This is a genomic window from Mucilaginibacter sp., from assembly GCF_039925265.1.
Lineage (GTDB): Bacteria > Bacteroidota > Bacteroidia > Sphingobacteriales > Sphingobacteriaceae > Mucilaginibacter.
Window position 1 is genome coordinate 142,944 of the sequence record NZ_JBDSZG010000057.1, and the last position, 24,556, is coordinate 167,499.

Below are 24,556 nucleotides of genomic sequence, written 5' to 3' on the forward strand. Positions count from 1 at the left end.
ATTGCAAAAAAGCGTAGTTCTTTATCGCCAAGCACCTTTTTATTAACTTTTGGTAAAATAAATATAATAGGTTTAGGTTCTTTAAAATGTGATTTATGCTATTATATTTAGAAGAAATTTTTTGCAAGTAAAAGCATAACCTATCTGCTTCCGCGGTTGATCTTGTGAGGGTAATATAAAGCTTGAGTTAAGCCCTGTTTCGCCGGTTGGCCTGCCTATTGGGTCAACAAACCAACAATAAATCAATTATTTCCAAACCTTCATAATTACAATATCATGCCCGGACCAAAACCTCCAATTAATCCGTACATCACTAAGGCTAATTCAATAGCAGAATCTACCCTTCTCCATGAGGTTGACGAGCAATTAAAAGCCGAGGGGTTCCCTTCTTACATCAGCTACTCGTTTTTGGAAACCGCCAAGGCCACAAAAAGCATTGTTTTGAGCCGGCTGCCCGGTTCGGTTGGTGTAGACCTGATAGAGCAGGGATACGATCTTAAGGGCTTCCATATTAAGGCAAAATCGTGCAACTGGGGGCCTATGCAGGGTTTTATTTGCCAGCTGCCGGTTTTTAATAAGCAGGGTACCGCGCGCATAGGCTATAATGCAAAAGAGATACTGCACTATTTGAAACACCTGGAACACTTTGAAGGAGTCAGGGAAAAAATATCTAAGGCAAAAGAGATTTTGGATGATAACGTAGGCGGTATCCCTGAAACGGCATCCCCGGCCGATAGGGAGAAGTCCACTAAGGAGTTTATAACCACTTACGACAAAGCGGTATTAGCTATTTTACGTGAGGAGCGAATTAATGAAGAGAAAACCGGAGAATGGTCTGGCGAGAACGGCCTGGGTGGTGCCAGCCCTTTTATCCCCCTTAAAAGAAAGTTTGATGTTGCCAATTTGTCCCAATTGCGGGGGGTACGTAAGCCTACCCGGATAGATGAAACAACCTGGTATGGTATTGCCGAGAATGTTACCGATGAAACACCCGGCGCTACTAACAAGCCTACCGTAATAACCGAATTTTTGTTGAAAAAAGATGAAGAAGGAGACTTATGGCAGATATACCATGGCCGCATTAAATATAAAACCTTAAAAGAACCTGCCGACCCATACGATAATAACTTTACAGGCGGCTTTAAAGGCGCTATATGTACCCTGGTTGACAAAGACCTGTATGAAGAGGACCCAAAAAAGGTTTACAATGAAAAAGAGAAAAAAACGATAGCAGACAACAAAAAGAAATTAAACGAAATATTCACTTTTGATGAGGTGGAGGCATTAGAATTTACGGAGGCTGAAGATCTCGAAAAAATGTTTTATGCGGATGCTAACGAAAATATAATATTTGGCGTACCGCAAGGCGAAAATAAATTTTACCCTGTAAACGGTTTCGTAAACCCTTTCCCGCCGTTTCAAACAGATGATGAGTATTACAAAAACGCCGTTTCCGGCGATTACGACCTTTTTGCCATTTGGCCGCACGAAAATGTAGGCTACAACGAACTCATCAGGCAATCAGAATACGTTAAGGGCAGGTTTAATCGCATGGGGGGCAAAATTTTTACCACGGCCATGGGCAACAGCAATAATTTCGCTATAGAATTTGTGCCCGGGTTTAGCGAGTTAAACCCCGATAAAAACAACCCGATGGATGTGCTTAAAGAAAGCGCCGAATTTGGTAACATGAACAGCCTTTGCCACCTGGTATCGGGCCTGCTTAACAGCTTTGCAGCAACTTTTATCTCAGACCCCGATGTACCCGAAGAGAAACGCATTTATTCTACAGCCAATAAAGGTTTCCATAGTGATGAAGGTGGTCGCCCCGGCATTATGGAAGTAGAATTCCCCATAGCGGTATATATGCCTGTTAACTTTACAACCAGGGCCCTCAATAATTTTTCTTCAGGTGCCAGAATTCCGGGTATAGCCGGAAGAGGCCCCGTAGAAACCTGGGCGGGGCTTATAAAGTCTCCCGAAGAACTGGTTTTGTTTATAAAAGAGTGCATGGAAGCAGATTACCGCGTGTTTATGCATTACCGCTGGATGATACACCTGCTGTATAACACCCTGGGCCCCGAGGTGAATAAAAAAGAGATGTTTGATAAAATTATAGCAGACAACCTGGCTACTATAACGCTATTGAACAAGAAATTTAAACTGACCGATGACAACCTGAAAGAGTTTACCGCCATTGACGTTAACAAGGGAATTATTGATGCCAGAATGATTACTGCTAACCAGCCCCTGTTTATCACAAATTTAAAGGATATACTGAGGATAAAAGAAACCCCGGCTGACAAGGATTTGTTTAACAATATCGTCCTCCTGTTTTTAACCTTTACCTTTATGGCAGAGTTGCCATCGCAAAAAAAGCGCGAAATGTTTGAGGATCTTTTGAAATTTCCTGCATAATGGCCACCATGAAGATAAACGATATTCCGGCCAATTTTAGCGATGCGCTAAAAAGCCATATGAAAGCCTACCTGGGCACAGCCACCCCGGATATTTTGGATGGCGAATACCAGGGCGAAGGTGATGTGTACAAACTAACCCTTGATAAGACTAAATTTTTAAATGTAGAAAGCGGCCTTACTGCCTATATATTTAAAGAAGGCAATGACGCTGTTTTTTGCATCATCCCCAAAGAAATAACCGTTAATAAAAAGTTTGCGGAGTATTTTCCGCAGATGGTGCCCAAAACACCATGGCTTAGCGAAAAGGACAGCAAGCTGCCTTTCCCAAACCTGCCGGCGGTAACGGTTACCAAAATTAAATGGTATTACCTTTACGCCTCTGCCGGTAAAATAAGCGATGCCCTTTGGAAAACGTTTTACGAAGGGATAGGAGCAGACGAAAACTTGCTGCCTGCCTTAAAGGCCGTATCCCGGGGCGATGGCATGGTTGATGAAAACGAAGGCTGGCGAGGCGGTTTGTTCTATACCGGCACTTTACCCGCCTTGCCATCATCAGACATGATACCCGACTTTGCCGGCAGCGCCTGGGAGTTTGTTACCAACAACGTAGTGATACAGGGTTGTGTTTACCACGTGCCGGTTGTGCCCAGCTTGCGGTTGATGGTACCCATTTTAAAACCACCACGCCAGTTTGAAGGAAGCATAGTAAAAACCATCGAACTGGGCCTGGTATTCAGTTCGCCGTTAAAGGCCGAAAAACAAACCCAGCCTAAGATAGATGCAGATGACGACGATGAAAAAAAGCCGGCATTATTGTACAACCAACTTACAGGGGATGACAAGAAGGCCAAACTAAAGCAAAAGCGCGAGATAGGGTTAACGGGTGCTATTCTTTTCAATTCGGCTGCGCAAAGCGTAAGGCTATCCGGCGTTTGGGCTATGGACGAGGATTCGTTTTTAATACAGGCCGATTGCAGCCTCGATGACCTGCACGAATACCTGGACGAATCGGGCCTGGTAAGCCAACTAAACATAACCAGCATTAATGCAGGCGTTGCTTTCCGCATATCAAAATCAAAAAAATGGTTCGAATCGATAAGCTTTTATGCCGGCGCAAAAAACCTTCCTCTTATTAATAACATTATAGAGTTGCAGGAACTGAAGCTCAGCTGCATCGTTCGCCAACCTATACGAATGAACCTGGTTACAGCCAAATTTTCGGCCATTGCCCGGTTAGGTCGTGGCGATCTGCGGTTACTGTGCGATGGCAGCTACCCCAAAGGTGCCTACAACCTGTATCTCGACCCCGAACGCCCGCTGAAACTTACCGAAATAGTAGATGTGTTTAATAAAGACGCCGGTTTTAAAAGCGATATGGCAATTATCGAACTTTCGGGCCAATACGATTCGGGCAATAAATCCATCTCTTTTAACATGACTGTTGCCGATGGCGCGGAATTGGATATGGATAGCGATGCGGCAGCGCCTGTCGGCTTTAAAATGACCAACCTCAGCATTGGCGTTTACGGTAAAAGCAGCTACAGTTTTAATATTGAGGCCGATTTTGAATACAATACCAAAAGCGGCAAAAAACTGGTATTCAACGGCAGCGCCCAGTACGACGACGGTTGGCAACTATCGGCCGGATACGCGGGTAACGTAACGCTAAAAGAAATTGCCGATTCGTTTAACCTGGGTAACTCACCTAAACAATTAAACGCCGTTACCTTTAAGGGCCTTGATCTGGTGTATAGCAGATCTACCGAAACCGATGAGGAAACGGGAATAGCTACCATTACCACGCTAAAGGGTTTTACCGGCACAATAAAAGTAAACTTATACGGCCGTACCGGGCTCGATATGGTTTTGCAGGTGCAAAAGATAAACGAGGCTACTTATTTTTCGGGCGATTTTACCACCCAGATACAAGGGAAAGACACCAGGTTTTTTGTTGAATTTGCAAAAGACGGCGATACCTTTAAACTGGATCTGCAGCTGCTGTTTAGTATTGGCGGTGCCGATATTTTCTTAAAAGCCACCCGCCAAAAAACCGACGACGAAGAAACAGGCGACGGCCTTATCAAAAACGTGTTCAAAGGCGGGGCGAGGGGCTTGTCGGTTTCGCTTGGGGCATTGCTTGGCGGCTTTACCGATATGGCCTTCGGCACCAAACTGCCCGAGGGTTTTGTGCCCGAGCTTATTCTAACCGATGTTTATGTAAGTTACGATGGCGCAACAAAACAAACCGATATTATTGGCTTTGCAACGCTTGCCGGCCAGCGCATCAGAATATTTATACAACGTTTCTTTAAAGAAGGCACCACCGATGCCGTTTATGCCTTCGGCGTAGATACCGATATTACCTGCCTTAACCAATTACCGCTGGTAGGCCCCGAGCTTAACGATGTAAGCTTTACCGATGTTGGTTTTGTGTACTCGTCGCAGCCCGCTCCTTATGCTTATAAACTACCATACCTTGCCGAACCGAAATTGGGCCAGTTGCCGGAAATAGCCTACCCCGAAACAGCAACTGAGTACAGCAGCGGCGCAACCTTATCTGGCACCCTAAACCTGCCAACGCAGGATGACCCTATAGTACTTAGCCTACCGGTTACCAAACAAACAAAACAATACCTGCTACTGGGCGAAAACAATATTTACGCGCTAACAGATGGACCAAAATCTTTCGACCCAGCGGTTAAATGGGTAAACATAAACAAAAAAATGGGGCCGGTGGCCTTAAATAAGCTCGGCTTTAAGTTCGAGAACGGGCGCTTATCGCTGCTTATCAGCGGTGCTATTTCCCTGGCCGATCTGTCGGTTAGTGTAGAAGGGCTGGGCATGTCGTTCTCGCCGATAAAACTCATCCATGGTGAAAATATCGAAGCCAAATTCAACCTGGATGGGCTTGGTTTATCGCTCAAAAAGAGCCCGCTGGAAGTTAGCGGTATGCTGCTGCGTGCGCCAAATCAGGCAGGCGAAGAACTATCCTTTTACGGCGGCGCTCAAATATCAACATCGGGCTTCAGCATAAAAGGCATAGGCGCGTATGCAAAGCTGCAGGATAAGTCAACCTCGATGTTTATCTACGGCTTTTACAACGGCCCAATAGGCGGGCCTTCGTTCTTCTTTGTAACGGGTATCGCCGCGGGCTTTGGTTATAACCGCACGGTGCGCATACCCAAGCTGGAAGAAGTGAAGGATTTCCCGCTGGTATCTATGGTGCTAAGCCCGCAAAAAGAGAAAAGCCTGATGGAAATCCTGGGCGACTTGGTGGAGAACCAATGGATACCCTCATCGCCCGGCGATTACTGGCTGGCCCTGGGTATCAAGTTCACCTCGTTCAACATCCTCGAATCGTTTGTACTGGTTACCGCAAAATTTGGCAACAAGCTGGAGTTTGCCATTATTGGCCTATCGGTATTGAAATGGCCAAGCAAAAGCCTAACACCTATCGTATACATTGAGATGGCGTTGCTGGCCAAGTTTGGGCCTGATAGCGATGTTATTGCCGTTAACGGTATGCTTACCGATAACTCGTACATCCTTAATAAAAACTGTAAGCTTACAGGTGGTTTTGCCTTCTACAGCTGGATATCGGGCGAGCACGAAGGTGACTTTGTGATCACCCTTGGTGGTTACGCGCCGGGCTACAAAAAACCCGCCCATTACCCCAATGTAGATAGGCTTGCGCTCAACTGGAAATTCAGCGATGAGCTATCCATATCGGGCGAGATGTATTACGCCCTTACCCCGCGCGAAATTATGGCCGGCGGTAAGTGGGAGATTGCTTACGGCCTATCCTTCCTATCGGCCCGCGTACTTATCTGGGCAGATATGATGATCAAATGGGCGCCGTTTGAGTATAATCTGGTGGCAGGCATCATTGTTCGTATCGAAGCCAACATCAAAATACTGTTCATCCATATCCACTTTAAACTGCAGTTGGCCTGCGTTATTAAAATATGGGGGCCGCCGTTTGCCGGCGAACTGTTTGTAGATTGGAGCATCTTCTCCTTCACCATTGGCTTTGGCGCCGGCGCACCAAATGATAAGAAAGCCCTTATTTGGGATGCCTCGGCAACCAATAGCGACGAAGCCGGTTTCCAGGAATCATTTGTACCCAAAAAGAATGCCAACCCTTGTGTGCTGGATATGAGGATCATAAAAGGTATCGAAAATAAAACCGATGATATAAACCCCGCACAGGCAAGCAAATTAAAGACCGGCCAGGGCGATACCAATCAAAAGCCCGATACCACCTATGCCAACGGGTATGATGTGGTAGTGGCCATCGATTCGTTCTTCCCGCTTAATGGCATCAGCGCGCCCACAGCTTCGGCCCATAAAACATTGCTGCGGGCAGGGGCAAAGCCTGATGTTAAGCCCTTGGCCGAGACCACCCTGATGGAAGTTGCCGGTGCAGATGTGCCGCTTACCCTGGGCAACCGCAAAAAGGATATTGGTGTAAAACCAATGGACATAGAGAGCCTTGATGCCAGGCTTGATGTATGGCTCACCCGGGATGACGGCACGCTGGTGACAGAAAACATTGTGATTATTGGCAGCGCAAAAGGTGTTAATAATGCTTTGTGGGGCAACAGCGGCAGCACCGGCGATGTGCTTAAAGATACCCTAACCGGTATTAAGCTGCACGCTGTAGAACCATACGACCGTAAGATGGAAAGCAAAGATCTTAACAAATGCGAAGAGCAGCTCCCTGAAAAAACCCTCGACCTGCTTACCTCCGCCGATCCCGAATCGATAGATGCCGATGTGGTGAAAACCATCAACAAGGTTTTAGGCAAAAAACTGGCTGTTAACGAGGCGCTCGATCTTAAGGGTTATGGCTTTAACCTTTATGCGCCAAATGAGACCGAATTTGACGATGCTCTTTACAACGTTCCCGATTATCTGGCTTCAATAGGGCAGTTATTGCCTACAAACTCAATGTAATATGCTAAGTAGTAACGATAAAATAGACAAAGGCACTTTAAAGCTGCAAAGCTCGTCGCGGCCCCCCCTGCCTGCGGGCGTTTATACAGTAAATGCACAGGTAATGGTTGATACAAAGGGCAGTTCGATACCCACTCAAATGCCCCAGGCCGAGCTTAGTTTTACCATTACGGCACCCCGGTTTTCGCTCGATCTGGCGCTTATCCACAGCACTTTCCCGCTGGCAGGCTCTAAAGGCGCCTATGAAAATGCCATGCCGCACATTATTCTCACCCGCAAAACATTGCCTTGGGAAAGGGTGATAACGCGCAACACAGACGAAAAACGCCCCTGGCTTTATGTGTTGCTGCTGAACGAGGATGAGCTGCCAAAAGATGCTGTTAAAGAAATAAAGCTAAAAGATGTGCTTACAGGCGCCAGTGGTCTTATTGTGCCCGCTTACCCTCGGCTCGACGAGAAAGAACAAAAAATAGAAGAAAAAATTAAGGTGCTGGAGATACCGGGCACCTTGTTTAAAAGCATAGCCCCGCGCAGCAAGGAACTGGATTTTTTGGCCCATACCCGTCAGGTAGATACTACCGACAGGTTTAATAAAGATAAGGAACTAAAAAAAGATAACGATGCCGGGTGGCTATCGGTGTTAGCCGCCAACAGGTTGCCCACAGCCGGTAAAACAAACACCGCTTTCCTGGTATCGCTGGAAGGGCATGGCGATGTAATTGATGATAAAGTGGATGTAACCAACCGTAATATAAGGCTGGTGGTGATGAAACAATGGTCGTTTAAAGTAGAGGGCGCGTCGTTTGCGAGTTTGCTGCAAAAGCTGAATGAAAACGCCCAGCCCATGCAAATGGAGTTTAAGCAATTAATTGGCAAGCCTATATCACAAGCGGCCCTAAAAGCCATCAACTATGGTTATACCATCATTAATCACGATAAGCGCGATGGAAAAAAAGCAGTATCGTGGTACCGCAGCCCCCTGGTGCCTATACAAAAACCCGTACCGTACCTACATTCGTACCAATCGGCAGATAAGGCCATGAGGCTTGATGTGGAAACCGGCGTATTTGATATCTCTTATGCCGCGGCCTGGCAGCTTGGCCGCCTGCTGGCGCTGGAGAACCCCGGCTTCTCTGGCGCTATAAGCGATTGGAAAAACACCAGCAAAAGCCAGAAACCGATAATGATAGCGCTGGACCTGCTAACCAAACCACAAATGGTTGGCCAGACAAAAGTGGATGCCATTTTAAAACCCGAGCAATTAGACCCCGTTATTAAAGAGATAGAGAGTGATGAAGTGCTAACCGATTTTGTTTTAGACCTGTGGAAAAAAAGTAAAAAATAACATGAGCGAACCGATATCATTTAACCTCTTTGCCGACGTTAAAACAAAATTAGATAAACCCGCCACAACACCTACGCCCCCTCTGCCCGATACTGCAGGCGAGTTTTTGGGTAAGCTAAGTATGCTACAAGGCGTGCCTGTGCATTACCTTATACCCAATGAGCGCTTTTTACAGATAAACGAGGTGGTGGTTAACCTCAATAAATTCGGCAACATCATCCCCGAAGAATCTGCCGAGAATGCAGCAAGCACCATAAAAATAGAGCAGGGCGCATTGAAACTGTTTTATATCGACCCCGAATGGGTGCAATGCCTGCTCAACGGCGCCTTAAGCGTATCTGCCGATGATGGTAAAGAATTGCTGGGTATGGCCATGAAAGGCGATTTTGCCGCCCTGGTACACTACAACGAGGTAAAAGACGGCATTTTAAGGCAAATTAGCAACCGGTACACACCTGCCGAGCTGGAAGAAGAACTGAAAAAACGCCTCGAAGAACGAAATCTGGTGTACAAAAGCCCTACGCCATCGGTAGCGCAAACAGATTGGCGTTACAGTGGCTTCATCATTCGCTCGTCGATTATCTCCAGTTGGACGGGGGTAGAAGTGATAGCCAGCGGTAAACTGAAAGAAACCGATACCACCGTAAGCCCGCGTCGCGTAATACGTGTAGATAAACTGGCCAATAACACCGTATTGTGTATTTGCGAGGGCATAATAACCGACGTGGAAATAACCCAGCCGGGCGAAACCATTTACATGGATACAAAACAGCTTACAACCGGCGCCCCGCAACGCGAAAGAATAGGCGTACTGGATATCAGCAAAATAATAAATCCTACGCCGCACCTGCTGCATTCGCAGGTAGAGAACTCCGCCAAACTTACCGAGAGTTTACTATCAAAACCGTTAAAAACCAAACTAACCATTACACGCAAAATAACATAACAATGGCTACAGATGATGAAATATTAAACTTGCTTGTGCCCATCCACCTGGAGGCTATAGTGGTTAACGGAAATAACAATTACTGGAAAAGTACCGCTCAGGATCTTACCGCCCTAAATGCTGCGCGCTACAAAAGCAGCGCCGCCCTTGGTTTTTACCTGGAGAAAAGGATAGACGAGGCCGGTAAAAAAACAGACGACAACCAGCCCGTGCTCGAAAAAGGCATCCACCTGCATTGGATAATGCCCGATGCTTTACGCAAAGGGAAACACCTGGCCCATGGCGAGTTAGATTTCCCCGCCGTACCAAACCGCTGGCTTATTGTGCGTACCGATGACAGCGGTGCCTGGCGCGCCTGGGTGTTGCAAAGCGATTTTCTGCAACCCGATAACCCCATAGCTTGCAATTATATCAAAGAAGATGCTGTGGAGAACACCATCAAACCCATCGTAATGGGCAAAGCCTGGAACTTGATAGACTGGAAGGAGGACGGTACACAAACAGCCATAGATAAGCTTACTATTATAGCACCCGGCAATTCGGAGTTTGCGGCATCGTACGTGCATTGTAAAAACATATTTGGCTTTCGCGATGATATGAAGGATGCTGCCGGCAACCTGCTGCCCGCAGGCGCCTCATTTACCTACCAGGTAAGCGGCTGGTATGCCAACAAAACGCAGGACCCCCTAAGCGGTGTAAGCGATAATGAATCGCTGCAGGCAAAGTTAAAAGAGCTTTCCTGGGCCTTGGAAGGTGACGCCGCTATGGGTGCCAGGATACCCACCGGCACAGTTTGCTACGCCATGGTGCATAGCATACCCTGGGTAAGCAATCCTCAAAAAAGCATACCTCCGGCAAGCAGTATACAAATAGGCATAGGCAACACTACTTCAGAAGCGCTGGCTTCTTTGCTCCACAGCCAGGTGCAGCCCGCTAACGATTATCTGCGCAAGAAATTACTGGCCACTTTTCAATTCAAATCGTTGCTGGATAACGGGCTGGAAGGCAACGGGCTGGATATTTTGAACAAAAAAATGCACGCCAAAACCTTTTTGCCTGTTGAGGCAGGCGTGGTTTGGGTAGTGCAGCCGCCCGAAAGGGAGCCCGGAGATAATCGGGTAGATAAGAGCCTCGATCCGTTCGACGGCGAAGTATCTGCCCAGTTGCTTAAGCTTAACGATTTGCAGGGCGACTATAATAAAATAGCCGACAAACTGGCCTCGCAGCAGGCCGAACTTTATGCCCTTAACTTTAAAAAGAAATTTAGCGGCACCCGCGACAGCGGGCAGGGCAGCTATATTGCCCAATGGCCCGCAATATTAGCAAAACTGGATAAAGATATACCGGCTTGCGTAACCGCGGTAAACAGCCTTAACCAGCAACTCGGAGCGCTTTTAAGGCGCCCGTTATCTATGCACCTGGATAAGCCCGATATAGAGCCCCAATGGCCAAAAGACTATGTGGGCAAGATAGTAATGCAGTACCAAAAACTGCTTGATGCTATGGAAAGAGCAAAGATGGCCGGTTATGAGGCCAAAAGAATAGCAGCCCCACAATATTACGAACCGGTAGACCCTGCCGTGGTAATAACCGGCCTCATACCTTCGCCAGTATACCTTAAAGGTCCGGCCCACAACTTACAAAGCCAAAATGCCGACGATGGTAAACTAAAATGCCGTACAAAATATGTGGTGGCAAACCGTTTGTATAACGGCTCGCAAAAAATTGGTGCCGAGTTGATATTCGCCAGATCGATGGGGCCTATATACGCCATGATAGACAGAAAAAACATACCGGCGGGCATTAAAGATCTGGTGATAGAGTCGTTGGTGACCAACCCGTTAATGAAAACGGGGATAGCGACCGCTTCGTCCTGGAAGCCCGAGGTGGTTGAGAAGCTGTTAAATGATATGGACCCAAAATGCTTTAAGCGGGTTGAAAAAGTGGTAGGGAAAGAAGAAGCAGAAGTAGATGCCTGCCTGCCCCCTGCCGATGCACGGGCCAAATGGAAACAGCCCTGGAACCCGCTTTACCTGGAATGGGGCGTAAGTTGGCAGCCCGAATCGGACCCTACACGCGCCGATGTACTGTCCGGATGGAAATTCGGCGGCAAAAATAACCGTATCGATTTTAATTCGGGCCCTTCGTTAAAAAACAGCCAGGGAGTGGCAACAACCTATTATGGCCGCACGCTGCTTTCGTTTCAGTTTGCGGGTAAGGTAAAAGCGCTCAACGATACGATAAAGCAATTATTTAACCTCGAGGCATCTAACCCGAAAATGTTTAATGAATTTTCACCTATGTCGCAATCGTTGGGTGGTTTTGGGTCGCAGTTGATACAACGCTACAACGGTGTGCAGTTGCCCATGGTTAACGTAAAGGGCGACAAACTAATGGTAGATGACAGCCATTACCTTATGGGTAATCAAAACTCCTGGCAGCCAAAAATAGTCGACTGGCCATTTACGCCGGTACGCGCCGGCATTATAAAGGTAAATATGCTGCGCGTAATAGATTCTTTTGGGCAGGTGCTTAATGCTTACCCGGCCGATACCTTATTAGGTGCCAAAAAAAAGGCGTTCAAACATTCGGCCGGCATGCAGGTAGCCGGGGTGGTAAACGAGTTTAAGCTGGGCCCGCGTATTATACAGCCGGCGCGGCTAAGGTTTGATTGGCTTAGCGCCACAGAACCCACCCGCGTTACCGACTCTGACCCGGGTACCAGTCCCGTATGCGGCTGGCTGCTTTACAACGCTTTGGATAAAAACCTGGTAGTTTACAGGGCATCGGGCCAGGAGGTGGGCTATTTTGTAAAAAGAGCCTCTGATAAAACCGTGCAGCTTTTAACCATTCCGGGCAGCAACGCGGCCAGCGGGTTGATAGGGTTGCCAAACCTAAACCCAACCCTGCTAAGCATCATGAACTTTATCCGCGAAAACCCGGCCAATTTTGATGGTATTTGCAACCAGATAGATACCGTTACTAAAAGGATACAGGCCAAATACTCGCGCCAGCAATTAACTATGGCTCTGCCAACAGGCTTCCCCATAGCTATACTGAACGCGCGGTTCCTGATAGAATTGAAAGGGCCGGCCGCAAGAGACCAATCATGGATAGGCGGCCTCGAAGACAAAAAATTCGAGCCTATTAGGTACATGCCTGCCATTGGTAGTGCAGCTACCACAACCGATGGCTTGGTTGGTTATTTTGTGAATGAAAATTATAAGCGCTTTATGGTATCAAACGGCGAGAAAAATGTACCCCTTAAGTTTAAAAGCGCCCCGGAGGACAAGTTTTTTACCGAACAAACGCAGAAGCTTACCATTTTGATGGACCCACGCACAATGGTTACCCTTACAACGGGCTTGTTGCCAATGGGCACGTACGAACTGCCGCAGCACACTATAAAAAAAGCATTGAAAAAAATAAACGTGAGGGTATTGGCCGCCCCAGTGCTTACTCCGGTTAGCCTGCTTAAAATGCCGCTTTATAAAGGCAACGATGCCGATTGGGATTTTGTGAGCCCCCTAAAGGCAAAACCACCCCTTGTTGCCGAAGAAGCCACCAGCCCTTTAAACTTTGAAGAGGTAAAGGCTACCGAAGGCTGGTTAACACTGGTAAGCAAAAACCCCGAAAACGAATAATTTAAGGCGCAGAACACATGATTGAACCGATAGTAGATATTGCCGTTTCGGAAAACCCGGAAACATGGGGTAAGAATATTACGTTAAAAAGGGGCCTAAAAGCCTCTGTTTATTACCGCGTAACAGTTAACGATGCCAGCCTCATCAAGTTTATAATACCCGTGTGCGAGGATAATGCCACCACCGAAACCGCGTTGATGAACAGGACAACCTGGGACAAACTGGAGTTCATGGTAACTGATAAAGATGATGAGGGCAAGTGTCTTTTCACTAAAGACGGCAACCCGGGTATATTTGCACTGAATTTCGAGTCGTACCTGCCGCCCTCTCAGGAGGTTACCCTGTGCATACAATTTGCGCCGGTAGATACTAAAGCGCGCATTAGTTGCGGGTACGAATACAGGGTAGATACAACTTATAACAAACCCGACCCGCAATTTAAAATACAACTGCCTTTAGACCCCAAACAAGCTACCATTGAAAGCTTTACTACCGATTACGCCGCGTTGCTTCTTTCTGAAAAATATGCGCTCACCTGGTCCGTAAAAAATGCGGAGAAGCTTTTTATCAAGGTAGGGGACCAGAAAGAGGAGGAGGTGGAAATTGTGCAGACAAAACCCTATGAACTGCAACCTAATGCAGGCCCAAGGGTGGTAAAGCTGAGTGCACAGAGCGAGTACATCGATGAAAAGACACCCATCGTTCGCGTTGAAAAACAAATTAATATCATTGGCGCGCAAAGCTCAATTATAATACCCGTGGAGGGCGCTATCGCCAAAAGCAGCCCTTTTGGCGATAATTTACTGGTAAACCTGGTAAAAACCGATGAGAATACAATGTATGCGCTGGTAACCGATGCCGCCAAAACCAATATATGGCTGTGGAAAACAAACGACGGTGTTAACTGGGAAAACACCGGCATTGCTTCTGATGGCAGCATACCGGCCAAAGCAGCTTGCAGTAGCGGCATTTTTTATAAAAACAGGATATACCTTATAGGCGGCAGCCGGTTTGATTCAAATGAACAAAGCGATACTACTTATTACTATGAATTTGGTCCTACGCCAACATCCGGAACATGGGGCAAAATTAATGTCTCCACCTTCTCGCCGCGTATGGGGCAGGCCGTGGTTATCGTAAAGTCCGACGCTGCCAGCGCCGGGCAAATTTACCTGCTGGGCGGCTATGGCCAGGATGGCCCGCTTGCCGATATACATACTTTCAACGGTGACAATAACGGATGGGCACCATTTGGAAGCATAATGGATGCCTCCCTGTGCATGCACACTGCCTATTTTGCAAACGGGGAATTACAGGTTTATGGCGGAAGCAGCTACGGTCCAAACCACCCCGAAAGGAAGATGGCAAGCGCAAGATCCATCAATGTACTGGACGATATCAAAAGCTGGAAGGGATTGGGCTGGACCATACAGGCCAACGTGCCCCAGCTTGCCTTCAACATCGTAAGCTGCGCCCTGGCTAAATGTAAAAATGAATTGTTCTTTTTTGGCATATACCAGGTTGGGGAAAATTTTGAAGAGGTGATATCGAGAATAGACGCCAGCGCCCCACCCGTAATGAAGAAGATGCCGGGAAATGCCGGCTTCAAAACCGAATATTGCGGCAGTTTACAGGCCGTAGAATTTAAAAATGCCATTTGGATAACCTACGTATCTGATAACGACACTTTATATAGTGCCGGGCTTAATTGCTATTTATCTATTCCGGCAACCGTTACCACCCCACAATCATGATGAAGAAAGCATCTTTTTATAAAACAGCGATCCGCGTTTTTTTGATAGCCCTGTTTACCGGTAATTACGCGCAGGCACAAATAAAAACCGTAATACCCGCAAACGATGTTACCCAGGCCAGCCTCAGCGTATCAACCGGGGCCTTTGTTCAGCTCGATTTTAATTTAAGCACACTGCCTGCAAATTGCAAAGTTACCCGGTGCGAGCTGCAGGTAACCAGCGAACGGCCGATTAGCCGGGCCGCGCAGATAAACGTTTTTAATGCCGGTAACCAAGGCATAGCCAATTGGGGGTTAAAGCCCAGTAATACATCCAATGGTTTTGTTAGCGTTTTCGCCATAAGGGAAGGTAACCGCCCCGTGCCGGGAAATGCCACATTTGTGCTCAAACTAAAGCTGGACCATTCCGAGCCCATATTCGCAGATTTTTACGTGCCAAGGGGGCTTTTTAATAAAAACCAAGGGTATGCGCCCCGGCTTATTATTACCTATGAGTACGACGCAGCCACAAAGCCGGCCGCCGTTACCGATTGGGCCTCTACCTACGCCAACTATCAGCATACCTCGCAAAGCCCGGTGGCCCTGAAGGGGGCCATCCCCAGCGAATTTGAGAAAATTACCATTCCGTTCCCCAATGCCGGTTTAGTACAGCAGGATATAACCATGTACCGGGATAATATTTACGCCGTTAGCACTACCGATAACACCCTTTACTCGGTAGGCCTTTCCACCTATAAAACCAGCGTGGTATCCGCCGCCCTCCCCGGCGATAAACAGGTTAGCAACCCCGCCATTGATCCCTCCGGGCGGTTTTATCACGTAGCTGCAAGCCAGTTTGAGGCTACCAACCTTGCCGATAACCAAATTACCGGCCTTAAAAACACCAATGGCAACGTTAAAAACGCGTTTACAACCGGGCCTGATGGAAGCTTATATTTTTGTACCGATAACGGTATTTTTGCTTATACTCCCTTCCCGCAAAATGCCTTGATGTGGGATATCAACCTGGGCGGCCGCAAAAGCGCAGTAACGCTTAATAAAGAGGGCAGTGTGGCTTATGTTTTAAGCTATGAAGCTCCGGACTCCGCAAAACTGATAGCCATTGACGCCAACACCGGTAAAGAGATAAAGCGGGCCAATATAGATATTGATGTATCCCGCTTATCCGACGATAGTTTTTTATCCACCCCCATGGTTGATGATAACGGATACGTTTACCTGGCAAACAAAATACTCGCCCCCAATAAATTATATGTTTTTAGCCCGAAACTGGCCGGATTGAAAAAAAACGAAAATGGGCAAATGTCCGCACCCGCCGGGATGACGGTGGGCCTGGCCACAGCAGGTGCCTATTTTATAAAAGACAATATGCTGTTTAGCTATAACCCGGCCGATGCAGCAAACCAAACAACGTTTATATGCAATGTGCAGGGCGGGTCTGTACGCTCGTTAATAACCGATCGTAGCAATAATATTTACTACGCGCTGCGGGGTGATGGCGCACTGTATTACAAACCGAGCAGTGCCGACTCATTTACAAAAATAGATATTGGTGCCAACTTTGATAAAAACCTGGTGATGGGGGTTGATGGTACATTATACACGGGTACCGCCAACGGCCTTATAGGCTTAAGGCCAAAAACATACAATGACGATAGCAGGCTAATGGCCAACGAAACCGACGAAAACCCCAACAACCTTAGCTTTGTGGGTAATAAGGTGCGGATTCAAAGCAATTTTACGTTTAGCAACTATAAGTACCTGCGCGGCATTACCGGTATCACTTTCGAAGGAAAAGCCAGGCTTGATAAAAATGCCGATGTATTACTTAAAACCGGCAGCACCGGCGACGGCGTAACATTTTCTAACGATTTTACGGTTGAAAAAGGCGCAACGTTACAGGTAAAAACGGGCAATTAGAACAGTACAAGCCGATCCACGTTCGCCCCCTATAAACCGGGGCTATCATAAATAAACCTATACAGGCGCAGCGCACAGCAGTGCTTGTATGCAAATTACATGCAATTAAATTAAACTATATAAACTTATCATGAAGCCATCCAAACTGTTCAAGCCCCTTACACGCGTAGAATTTGCCCGTATCCTTACCTTAATTGTATTGATGTTGGCCATGCGGGCCGGCCCCGCGCTTGCGCAGCAGAAAAAAACGCTTAAAACAAGCAACGATGGCACAACTGCGCTATCTATAACACCAAATGGTAATGTAGGTATTGGTACGCCTACCCCGCAGGCAAAGTTGGATGTTCAGGGTAAGATAAAACTAACCGGCGACAGTATTAACTTAAATACTAACAACACCAACGGTAGTATAAACTTTAATGGCGCTATTAATCTTAACGGCAATGTTAAGCTAAATACAAGCAATCTTTTATTAAAGCTTAGTACCGATTCTGCCTTTATCTCATGGGGAGCGAGGCAAAAAGGCACTATCAGCGATAGCAAAATTGCTATAGGAGGTCGCCATGGTGTTAATATTGGAATTGTAGACAGCAATAAGAATTTTTTTGAGGCGCTTAGGGTTGGAGACTTTTACCAAAGCGCCATGGTTGATATAAGGGGCCAGGCGAGAACGGGCGATATGCCAACCGGATTAACGATGCTGGTTACGGGTGATTTAAATACAGTAGGTAAGGGCATCGAATTTAAAAATTCTGACGGCCTGGAGGGGATAGGATTTACCAAAAACACCATATATGGTACCAATAAGGGTGAAACCTTAAACTTTAAAGTATCGGGTTTGGGTAATATGACATTCTCGGCGCCAAAAGAGCGTATGTTTATCAATAGTAACGGTACCGTAGGCATTATGGAAGAATTATTTGTTGGTAGCGACCCTTCTCCCACATTTATAGCATCGCACAAGGGCTTTGTAGGCATAGGCGTAAAGGACCCGCAAGCTCCCCTATCGGTATATAAAAAGATGGGAAATACCTTTTATAACCAAACGTATACTAAAGACAATCGTAAGGCTTTTGATATAAGGTTAGAGCATAATGGTAATAAGTATAATGCTGGTGGCCAATTTTCTGACTGTAGTATTTATGCAATTGGTGATATTGTAACTGCAACAGCCTTTGTGGGCGCACAAAATAACTCGTACTCCGATATCAGGCTGAAAAAAGATTTCAGGGCGAGTTCCCCGGTGCAGGACCTGGAAACACTACGCAAGGTACAGATCACTGATTATAAGATGATAGATACCATCGAAAATAACCGCAGTTACAAAAAAGTAATAGCGCAGCAGGTGCAAAAAGTTTACCCTATGGCCGTAAGCACCAGTTTCCGCACCCTGCCTGATGTTTTTCAGCATGCTGTTAGTGTTACCAAACAAGCCGATAGCCTATACACCATCACCCTGGCCAAATCAGCCAAATTAAAAGCAGGCGAACAACTGGAGCTAAAATGCCCCGAAGCAGGCGATGTTAAAGTAAACGTTGTAACCCTGTTTGGCGATAAAAGCTTCACCGTGAACGCCGCTACCGATCTTACCAAACAAGCTGATGTATTTGTATATGGCCACCCTGCTACCGATGTGCTCACGGTTGATTATGATGCCATCAGCATGCTCAACGTATCGGCCACGCAGCAACTGGCAAACATCGTTGATGAGCAGCAAAAGCAGATAGATAACCAACAAAAGCAGATAGATAAACTAAGCAAACAAAATGCCGACCTGATGCAGGCCGTGCAGGGAATGACGCTGGCTATGGAACGCTTTCAAAAAACAAACGACAGCAAAACACAAACCATAGCGGAGGTAAATGCATCTGCCGGCAAATAAACAAACCTTTTGTAATGAAATATCCCTTATCATTTACTTCAAAAAAAGCTGCGCTGCTACCAATGCGGCTTAAGTTTTTTTTATTGGCCGCAATATTGGTGGCACAGGGTACAGTTGCCTTAGCACAAAAAAAGCCCGTTAAAAAAATTTTAAAAGCAGCAAATGATGCGGATAAGCCAGCGCTCTTTATAAGTAGCGAGGGTAATGTAGGCATAGGCATTTCTGGCGCACCCAAACACAAACTTACCCTGGGCGGCACCCTGGATGTGCTTGGAAACAGCATACTGTTTAACCCCGATCCTAATAATTACAGTTCGTTTATTCAATGGAATCTTCCGGATGATTTTGGTGTGCCGGCCGGTCTGCGAGATCAAAGGATGGCCATTGTTGGCAACCAGGGCGTTAAACTCGGTACAATGGAAAATTTTGGTAAGTTTTTCCCTATACTTAGGGTCGGCTTTAGCAACCAGAATGGCGCGGTAGATATCATGACCTCTGCGCGCACCGGCATCCACCCCGGCGGCCTTATACTATATGGCACCGGCATGGGCGATAAGGGCAGTGGCGTAGAATTCCGCACCAACGATGCCACAGAAGGCATAGGTTTTAGCAAAAACCTTATTTACCAAACCAACATCGACAAAAACCTGAGCTTTGAAGCAAGGGGAACGGGCAGACTGGTATTTCATACAGGAGATCAGCAGCGGATGATAATAGATGGTGGGGGCAACGCAACTTTTAAAAATAACCTGGATATCGCTGGCACTACGCAAATACACAACCGCCTGCATATGGATGGCAACGCTATATATTTTAGGCAGGGTGTAGATGATGTTGCCGATTATATTGCCTGGAAACCAATGATAGCGGGAGATGTTACATCAGACAGAATGCGCTTAACAGGCTGGCAGGGGGTAGAACTGGGTTCCACCCGCGATCAGGGCGGCAACACGCGCACTACCCTTACTGTGGGCTATACCGGCTTTGTAGGCATTGATAATAACAACCCGGAATTTCCGCTTGATGTAAGAAGCATACGCGGAACAGGTGATGGTTACACAGGCAGGGAATTTACTTATGTTGGCGTTAACGGCATTTACCCTAACCGAGGGTTTGCTACTTGCAGCGTTTTTGCCAATGGCGATTTTGTTACCAAGAATGCATTTGTTGGCTCAAACAACAGCACTTTTTCTGATATCAGGCTAAAGAAGGACATAACCTCAAGCTCCCCAAAAGATGACCTGGAGAAACTGAACGCCATACAGGTTGTAAACTATAAAATGATAGATACAGTAGCCAATAATCAGGCGTACAAAAAAGTGATAGCCCAGCAGGTACAGCAGGTTTATCCCATGGCGGTAGGTACCAGCTTCGGTTCTTTGCCCAATGTTTTTCAAAGAGCAAGCTCGGTAACGCTGCTGCAGGATAGCCTTTACGTAATAACCGTGGCCAAGCCCCATCCTTTAAAAGCCGGAGATAAAATTGAGCTGAAGATTGCCGGCGCTGCCGATGCCACCGTATTGGTTATTCAAATAAACAGCGATAAAAGCTTTACCGTTGCATCAAAACTGGCGCTGGATAAGCAACAGGTTGTTTTTGTGTATGGCACCGTTGCAACTGATGTACTAACGGTTGATTATGATGCCATCAGTATGCTCAATGTATCCGCAACCCAGCAGTTATCCAAAACTATTAACCAGCAGCAACAGGAAATTGCCCAGCTAAAAAAGCAAAACACGGAGCTGCTGCAAGCCATGACGCTGGTAATGGCCCGCCTGCAAAAGGTAGAAGATAATAAACCGCAAAATGTAACTACAACCGAGGCCTCGATAGGTAATAAGTAAAACAATTATAACCCCATTATGAAAAAAACACCGTTAATGCTAACTCTTAAAGCGTCGTTATCAACAACCGGCATTAAACTATTTATAATACTTGCCTTAATTGCGGCACAAAGTATCACGGTTTTTGCGCAAGAAAAACCAGCCAAAAAGACCGCTAAAAAAGCAGTTGGCGGGGTGTTAAGAACTACAAATAGCAACGATGCCCCGGCGCTTTACATCAGCCCCACAGGCAACGTAGGCATCGGCACAAACGACCCTCACCATAAGCTGCAGATGAACGGCAATTTGCATATGGATGGTAATTACCTTTTTTTTCCATCCAGGTGGACGGACAGCTCGGCATTTATTAAATGGCGCTACCCCGACACCTTTACTGGCGGCGTTGACGACGAATACAGGCTATCCCTGGTATCGTACGATGGTGTCGGCCTTGGCGATATCCGAAGCCATGCTAACTATTTCCCCATACTACGCGCCGGGTTTAAAAACCAGGCAGCGGCTGTAGATATTATGGGCGAAACACGTTCGGGTTCACACCCAACCGGTGGCTTAGCCATGTACGTTACTGGCGCAATGGACAGTCGCGGTAGGGGGGTGGAATTCCGTAGCAATGATGGCTCCGGGGGCATCGGTTTTACCAAAGACACTATATACCAAACTGCAGAGAGCCGTAATATCAATTTCTTGTTAAGGAAACTGGGCAAATTCACCTTTACTGCCGGCGGCGAGGAGCGCATGTTTATTAACAGCGCAGGCCACGTGGGCATCGCGAAAACCCTTGGTATTGGTGGTGACGTTACCGTTGGCGGCATGATATACCTGGGCTCGCCCTACAGCTCTTACCGAAACATTGCTGCTATAAACAATGGCAGCGGCATTTACATGGAATTTAAAAATGCCAAAGACGGCAACGGAGCAAACCGTGGTTTTAGGTTTACAGAAGATGCCGGAGGTACTGCAATTATGCGCATGAGAGGCACTTTTGTAGGCATAGGTATCGACGACCCGGAGTTTCCGCTGGATATTCGCGGCGAACGCGGCTCGGGTGTAGGTTACGCGGGCTCGGAGTTTACCAGGTATGGTAGTAACGGTATTAGTTCGGGCCGCGGTTTTGGCACCTGCAGCGTGTATGCCAGCGGCGATTTTGTTACCAGGAATGCTTTTGTTGGCTCCTACAACGAGAGCTTTTCCGACGCGCGGCTAAAAAAAGATATACATGCCAGTTCACCGGGCGAGGATCTGTCCACCATACGCCGTGTGCAGGTGGTAAATTATAAAATGATAGATACTATAACGGATAGCCGCACTTACAAAAAGGTGATAGCACAACAGGTGCAGCAAGTTTACCCCAACGCGGTGAACACAAGTTTCAGGGCGCTGCCGAATGTTTTTCAAAAAGCCCTTTCGGTTACGAGTCAGCAGGACAGCCTTTACCTCATCACCATGGCTAAACCCCATCATTTAAAACCGGGCGATAAAGTTGAACTGAAACTCTCACCCGCGGCCGATGTAACGGTACCGGTAACCCAAGTAAACAGGGATGGCAGCTTTACCGTGGCAAGCACCGTAGCGCTTGATAAGCAAAAAAGTGTATTTGTATATGGCACTTTTGCAACCGATGTATTAACGGTTGATTATGATGCCATCAGTATGCTCAACGTATCGGCAACGCAGCAGCTGGCTCAAACCGTTGATGAGCAAAAGAAATTAATACAGCAGCTTACGCTGGAGAACGAAAAACTGCGCAAAGAGCAGGCCGAATCTAAAACCACAGTGAATGCCATTTTAGTGCGCTTAACCCAGATGGAAGAAAGCAAAAGCAAACCGCAGGGTGCTGTTACAGCACAAGCGCTCAGAAATAAATAAGAACATAAATCCCTATATACCATGAAAAATACGTCACCCACCCAATCTGCAAAGGCCACATGGTTGTCGGCCTGCGTTAACCTATTTATCTTAGCGGTTTTAATTGTAGCGCAAACCAGCATAGCTTCGGCACAAAAAAAACAGGCGGCAAAACCTGTAAAAAAGGCGCTTAGTGCCCCGTTAAGATCGATAGCCGGTACTGATGTACCTGCGCTTTATATAAGCCCTGACGGCAACGTAGGCATCGGTACAAACAACCCTGTTAACAAACTTCAACTGGGTGCCGATATGCACGTAAACGGCAACGCCATTTATTTTAGGCAGGGCCCGGATGATAAATACGATTTTGTACAATGGAACCGTCCACAGGCTGAGTTTCCGCTACAGCAGGACGATAAACTGGATATGGGTGGCTATCGCGGTGTAAGGATAGGCGATATGATGAACAGCGGCAGGTTTTTCCCGGTTTTAGCCGTTGGAAGAACCTGGAGTTTTAACAACGTGGATAGAACAACACCTGCGGTAGATATAAAAAGGGAGGCGAGACCGGGGGATCCGCCGCAGCTGCCATTGGCGCTTTATGTTACCGGGCCTATGAACAACCGCGGCGAGGGCGTTGAATTCAGGAATAACGATGGCAGCGAAGGTTTAGGCTTCACCAAAAACCAGATGTACCAGACAGCTGATAACCAAAATATTAATTTTGGTGTAAGGGGAGATGGCAATATTACTTTTAGCACCCGCAACGAGGAGCGGCTGTATGTTAATAGCCTTGGCCTGGTAAACGTAAGCAAAGATTTGAATGTTGATGAAGGCTTTAACGTTAAGGGCAACTCCGTTTTAAAAAACCTGAATATTACCGGTCAGATAACCCTTGGCTGGCACGACAGGAATATTACCGCGGTTGATTACGGCGGTGGTATTTACATGGAGTTTAAAAACACAAATAACGGTAACGGCAATCGTGGTTTCAGGTTTACCGAGGATAACGGGACATTCCCTATTCTACGTATAAAAGGCAACTTTGTAGGCATCGGAACCGATGACCCAAAGATACCCTTGCATGTGGTAACGAAAAAAGGTGGTGATGCCTACGATTATCAGCATGGCATAGACAATGAGAACTCCCATGAACTTGACGCCGACGGTGTCATACGCCAAACAGCAAGCACGGGCAGAAAATATTCGGGCTGCAGTATTTTAGCCGAGGGCGAGATAGCGAGCAAAAGCGCGGTTATAACCACTTATTCATCCATTTATTCCGACCTAAGACTGAAAAAAAATATCAGGCCAAGTTCCTCCGCGCAGGACCTCAACACCCTGCGGCAGATACAGGTTGCCGATTATAAAATGATAGATACCATTGCCGATAACAAAGCTTACAAAAAAGTGATAGCACAGCAGGTGCAAAAGGTTTACCCGCTGGCGGTACGCAGCTATTTTAACACCCTGCCCGATGTTTTCCAAGCCGCTACGCAGGTAGCTAAATTAGGCGATAGCACTTACCTTATAACCGTTGCCCGGCCGCAAAACTTAAAAGCCGGCGACGAGCTGGAACTTAAATGCAAACCCGCAAGCAGTGTTACTGTAAGAGTTACAAAAATTAATACTGATAGAAGTTTTGTAGTAACATCGACCATAAAGTTAGACGAACAGGAGGGGGTATTTGTTTATGGCCGCCCCGCAAACGATGTGCTTACGGTTGATTATGATGCCATCAGCATGCTCAATGTATCGGCAACGCAGCAGCTGGCTCAAACCGTTGATGAGCAAAAGAAATTAATACAGCAGCTTACGCTGGAGAACGAAAAACTGCGCAAAGAGCAGGCCGAATCTAAAACCACAGTAAATGCCATTTTAGTGCGCTTAACCCAGATGGAAGAAAGCAAAAGCAAACCGCAGGGCAGCGTTACAGCGCAGGCACCCGGAAGTAAATAAGAACATCAATGCTCATACGCCATGAAAAACACATCATTCAAC

General features: G+C 46.8%; 11 protein-coding genes. All 11 read left to right on the forward strand.

Annotated features, from left to right (window positions below):
• Nucleotides 1–276 precede the first annotated feature (276 nt).
• The 11 genes from ABIX36_RS25015 to ABIX36_RS25065 all read left to right on the forward strand — a co-directional run bounded on the left by ABIX36_RS25015 (nucleotide 277) and on the right by ABIX36_RS25065 (nucleotide 24,514).
• Entirely contained in the window at nucleotides 277–2,418 is a 2,142-nt protein-coding gene (locus ABIX36_RS25015; RefSeq protein WP_348084901.1) for an anthrax toxin-like adenylyl cyclase domain-containing protein, read from the forward strand.
• An 8-nt stretch (nucleotides 2,419–2,426) separates the two neighbouring features.
• A complete protein-coding gene (locus ABIX36_RS25020) occupies nucleotides 2,427–7,376 on the forward strand; it encodes a DUF6603 domain-containing protein (RefSeq protein WP_348084902.1) in 4,950 nt (1,649 codons plus the stop codon).
• Nucleotide 7,377: 1 nt separating this feature from the next.
• Nucleotides 7,378–8,721, forward strand: a complete 1,344-nt coding sequence (locus tag ABIX36_RS25025) for a hypothetical protein (RefSeq protein WP_348084903.1) — start codon at nucleotides 7,378–7,380, stop codon at nucleotides 8,719–8,721.
• Between the two features lies 1 nt (nucleotide 8,722).
• The gene (locus ABIX36_RS25030) at nucleotides 8,723–9,667 is read left to right on the forward strand and encodes a hypothetical protein (RefSeq protein ID WP_348084904.1); all 945 of its coding nucleotides are present in this window, start codon (nucleotides 8,723–8,725) and stop codon (nucleotides 9,665–9,667) included.
• A 2-nt stretch (nucleotides 9,668–9,669) separates the two neighbouring features.
• Nucleotides 9,670–13,311: a hypothetical protein gene (locus tag ABIX36_RS25035; protein ID WP_348084905.1), complete on the forward strand. Its 3,642-nt coding sequence runs from the start codon at nucleotides 9,670–9,672 to the stop codon at nucleotides 13,309–13,311.
• Nucleotides 13,312–13,328: 17 nt separating this feature from the next.
• Nucleotides 13,329–15,065, forward strand: coding sequence for a hypothetical protein (locus ABIX36_RS25040; protein ID WP_348084906.1), 1,737 nt, complete (start codon nucleotides 13,329–13,331; stop codon nucleotides 15,063–15,065).
• Nucleotides 15,062–16,984, forward strand: coding sequence for a hypothetical protein (locus ABIX36_RS25045; RefSeq protein WP_348084907.1), 1,923 nt, complete (start codon nucleotides 15,062–15,064; stop codon nucleotides 16,982–16,984). Before ABIX36_RS25040 ends, ABIX36_RS25045 begins: the two co-directional genes overlap by 4 nt.
• 130 nt (nucleotides 16,985–17,114) lie before the next feature.
• Nucleotides 17,115–18,866, forward strand: coding sequence for a tail fiber domain-containing protein (locus ABIX36_RS25050; RefSeq protein ID WP_348084908.1), 1,752 nt, complete (start codon nucleotides 17,115–17,117; stop codon nucleotides 18,864–18,866).
• A 14-nt stretch (nucleotides 18,867–18,880) separates the two neighbouring features.
• Entirely contained in the window at nucleotides 18,881–20,710 is a 1,830-nt protein-coding gene (locus ABIX36_RS25055; RefSeq protein ID WP_348084909.1) for a tail fiber domain-containing protein, read from the forward strand.
• 36 nt (nucleotides 20,711–20,746) lie between these two features.
• On the forward strand, nucleotides 20,747–22,576 hold the full coding sequence (locus ABIX36_RS25060; RefSeq protein WP_348084910.1) for a tail fiber domain-containing protein: 1,830 nt from the start codon (nucleotides 20,747–20,749) through the stop codon (nucleotides 22,574–22,576).
• 21 nt (nucleotides 22,577–22,597) lie between these two features.
• Complete coding sequence (locus tag ABIX36_RS25065; RefSeq protein ID WP_348084911.1) at nucleotides 22,598–24,514, forward strand: tail fiber domain-containing protein; 1,917 nt, start codon at nucleotides 22,598–22,600, stop codon at nucleotides 24,512–24,514.
• The last annotated feature ends 42 nt before the right edge of the window (nucleotides 24,515–24,556 follow it).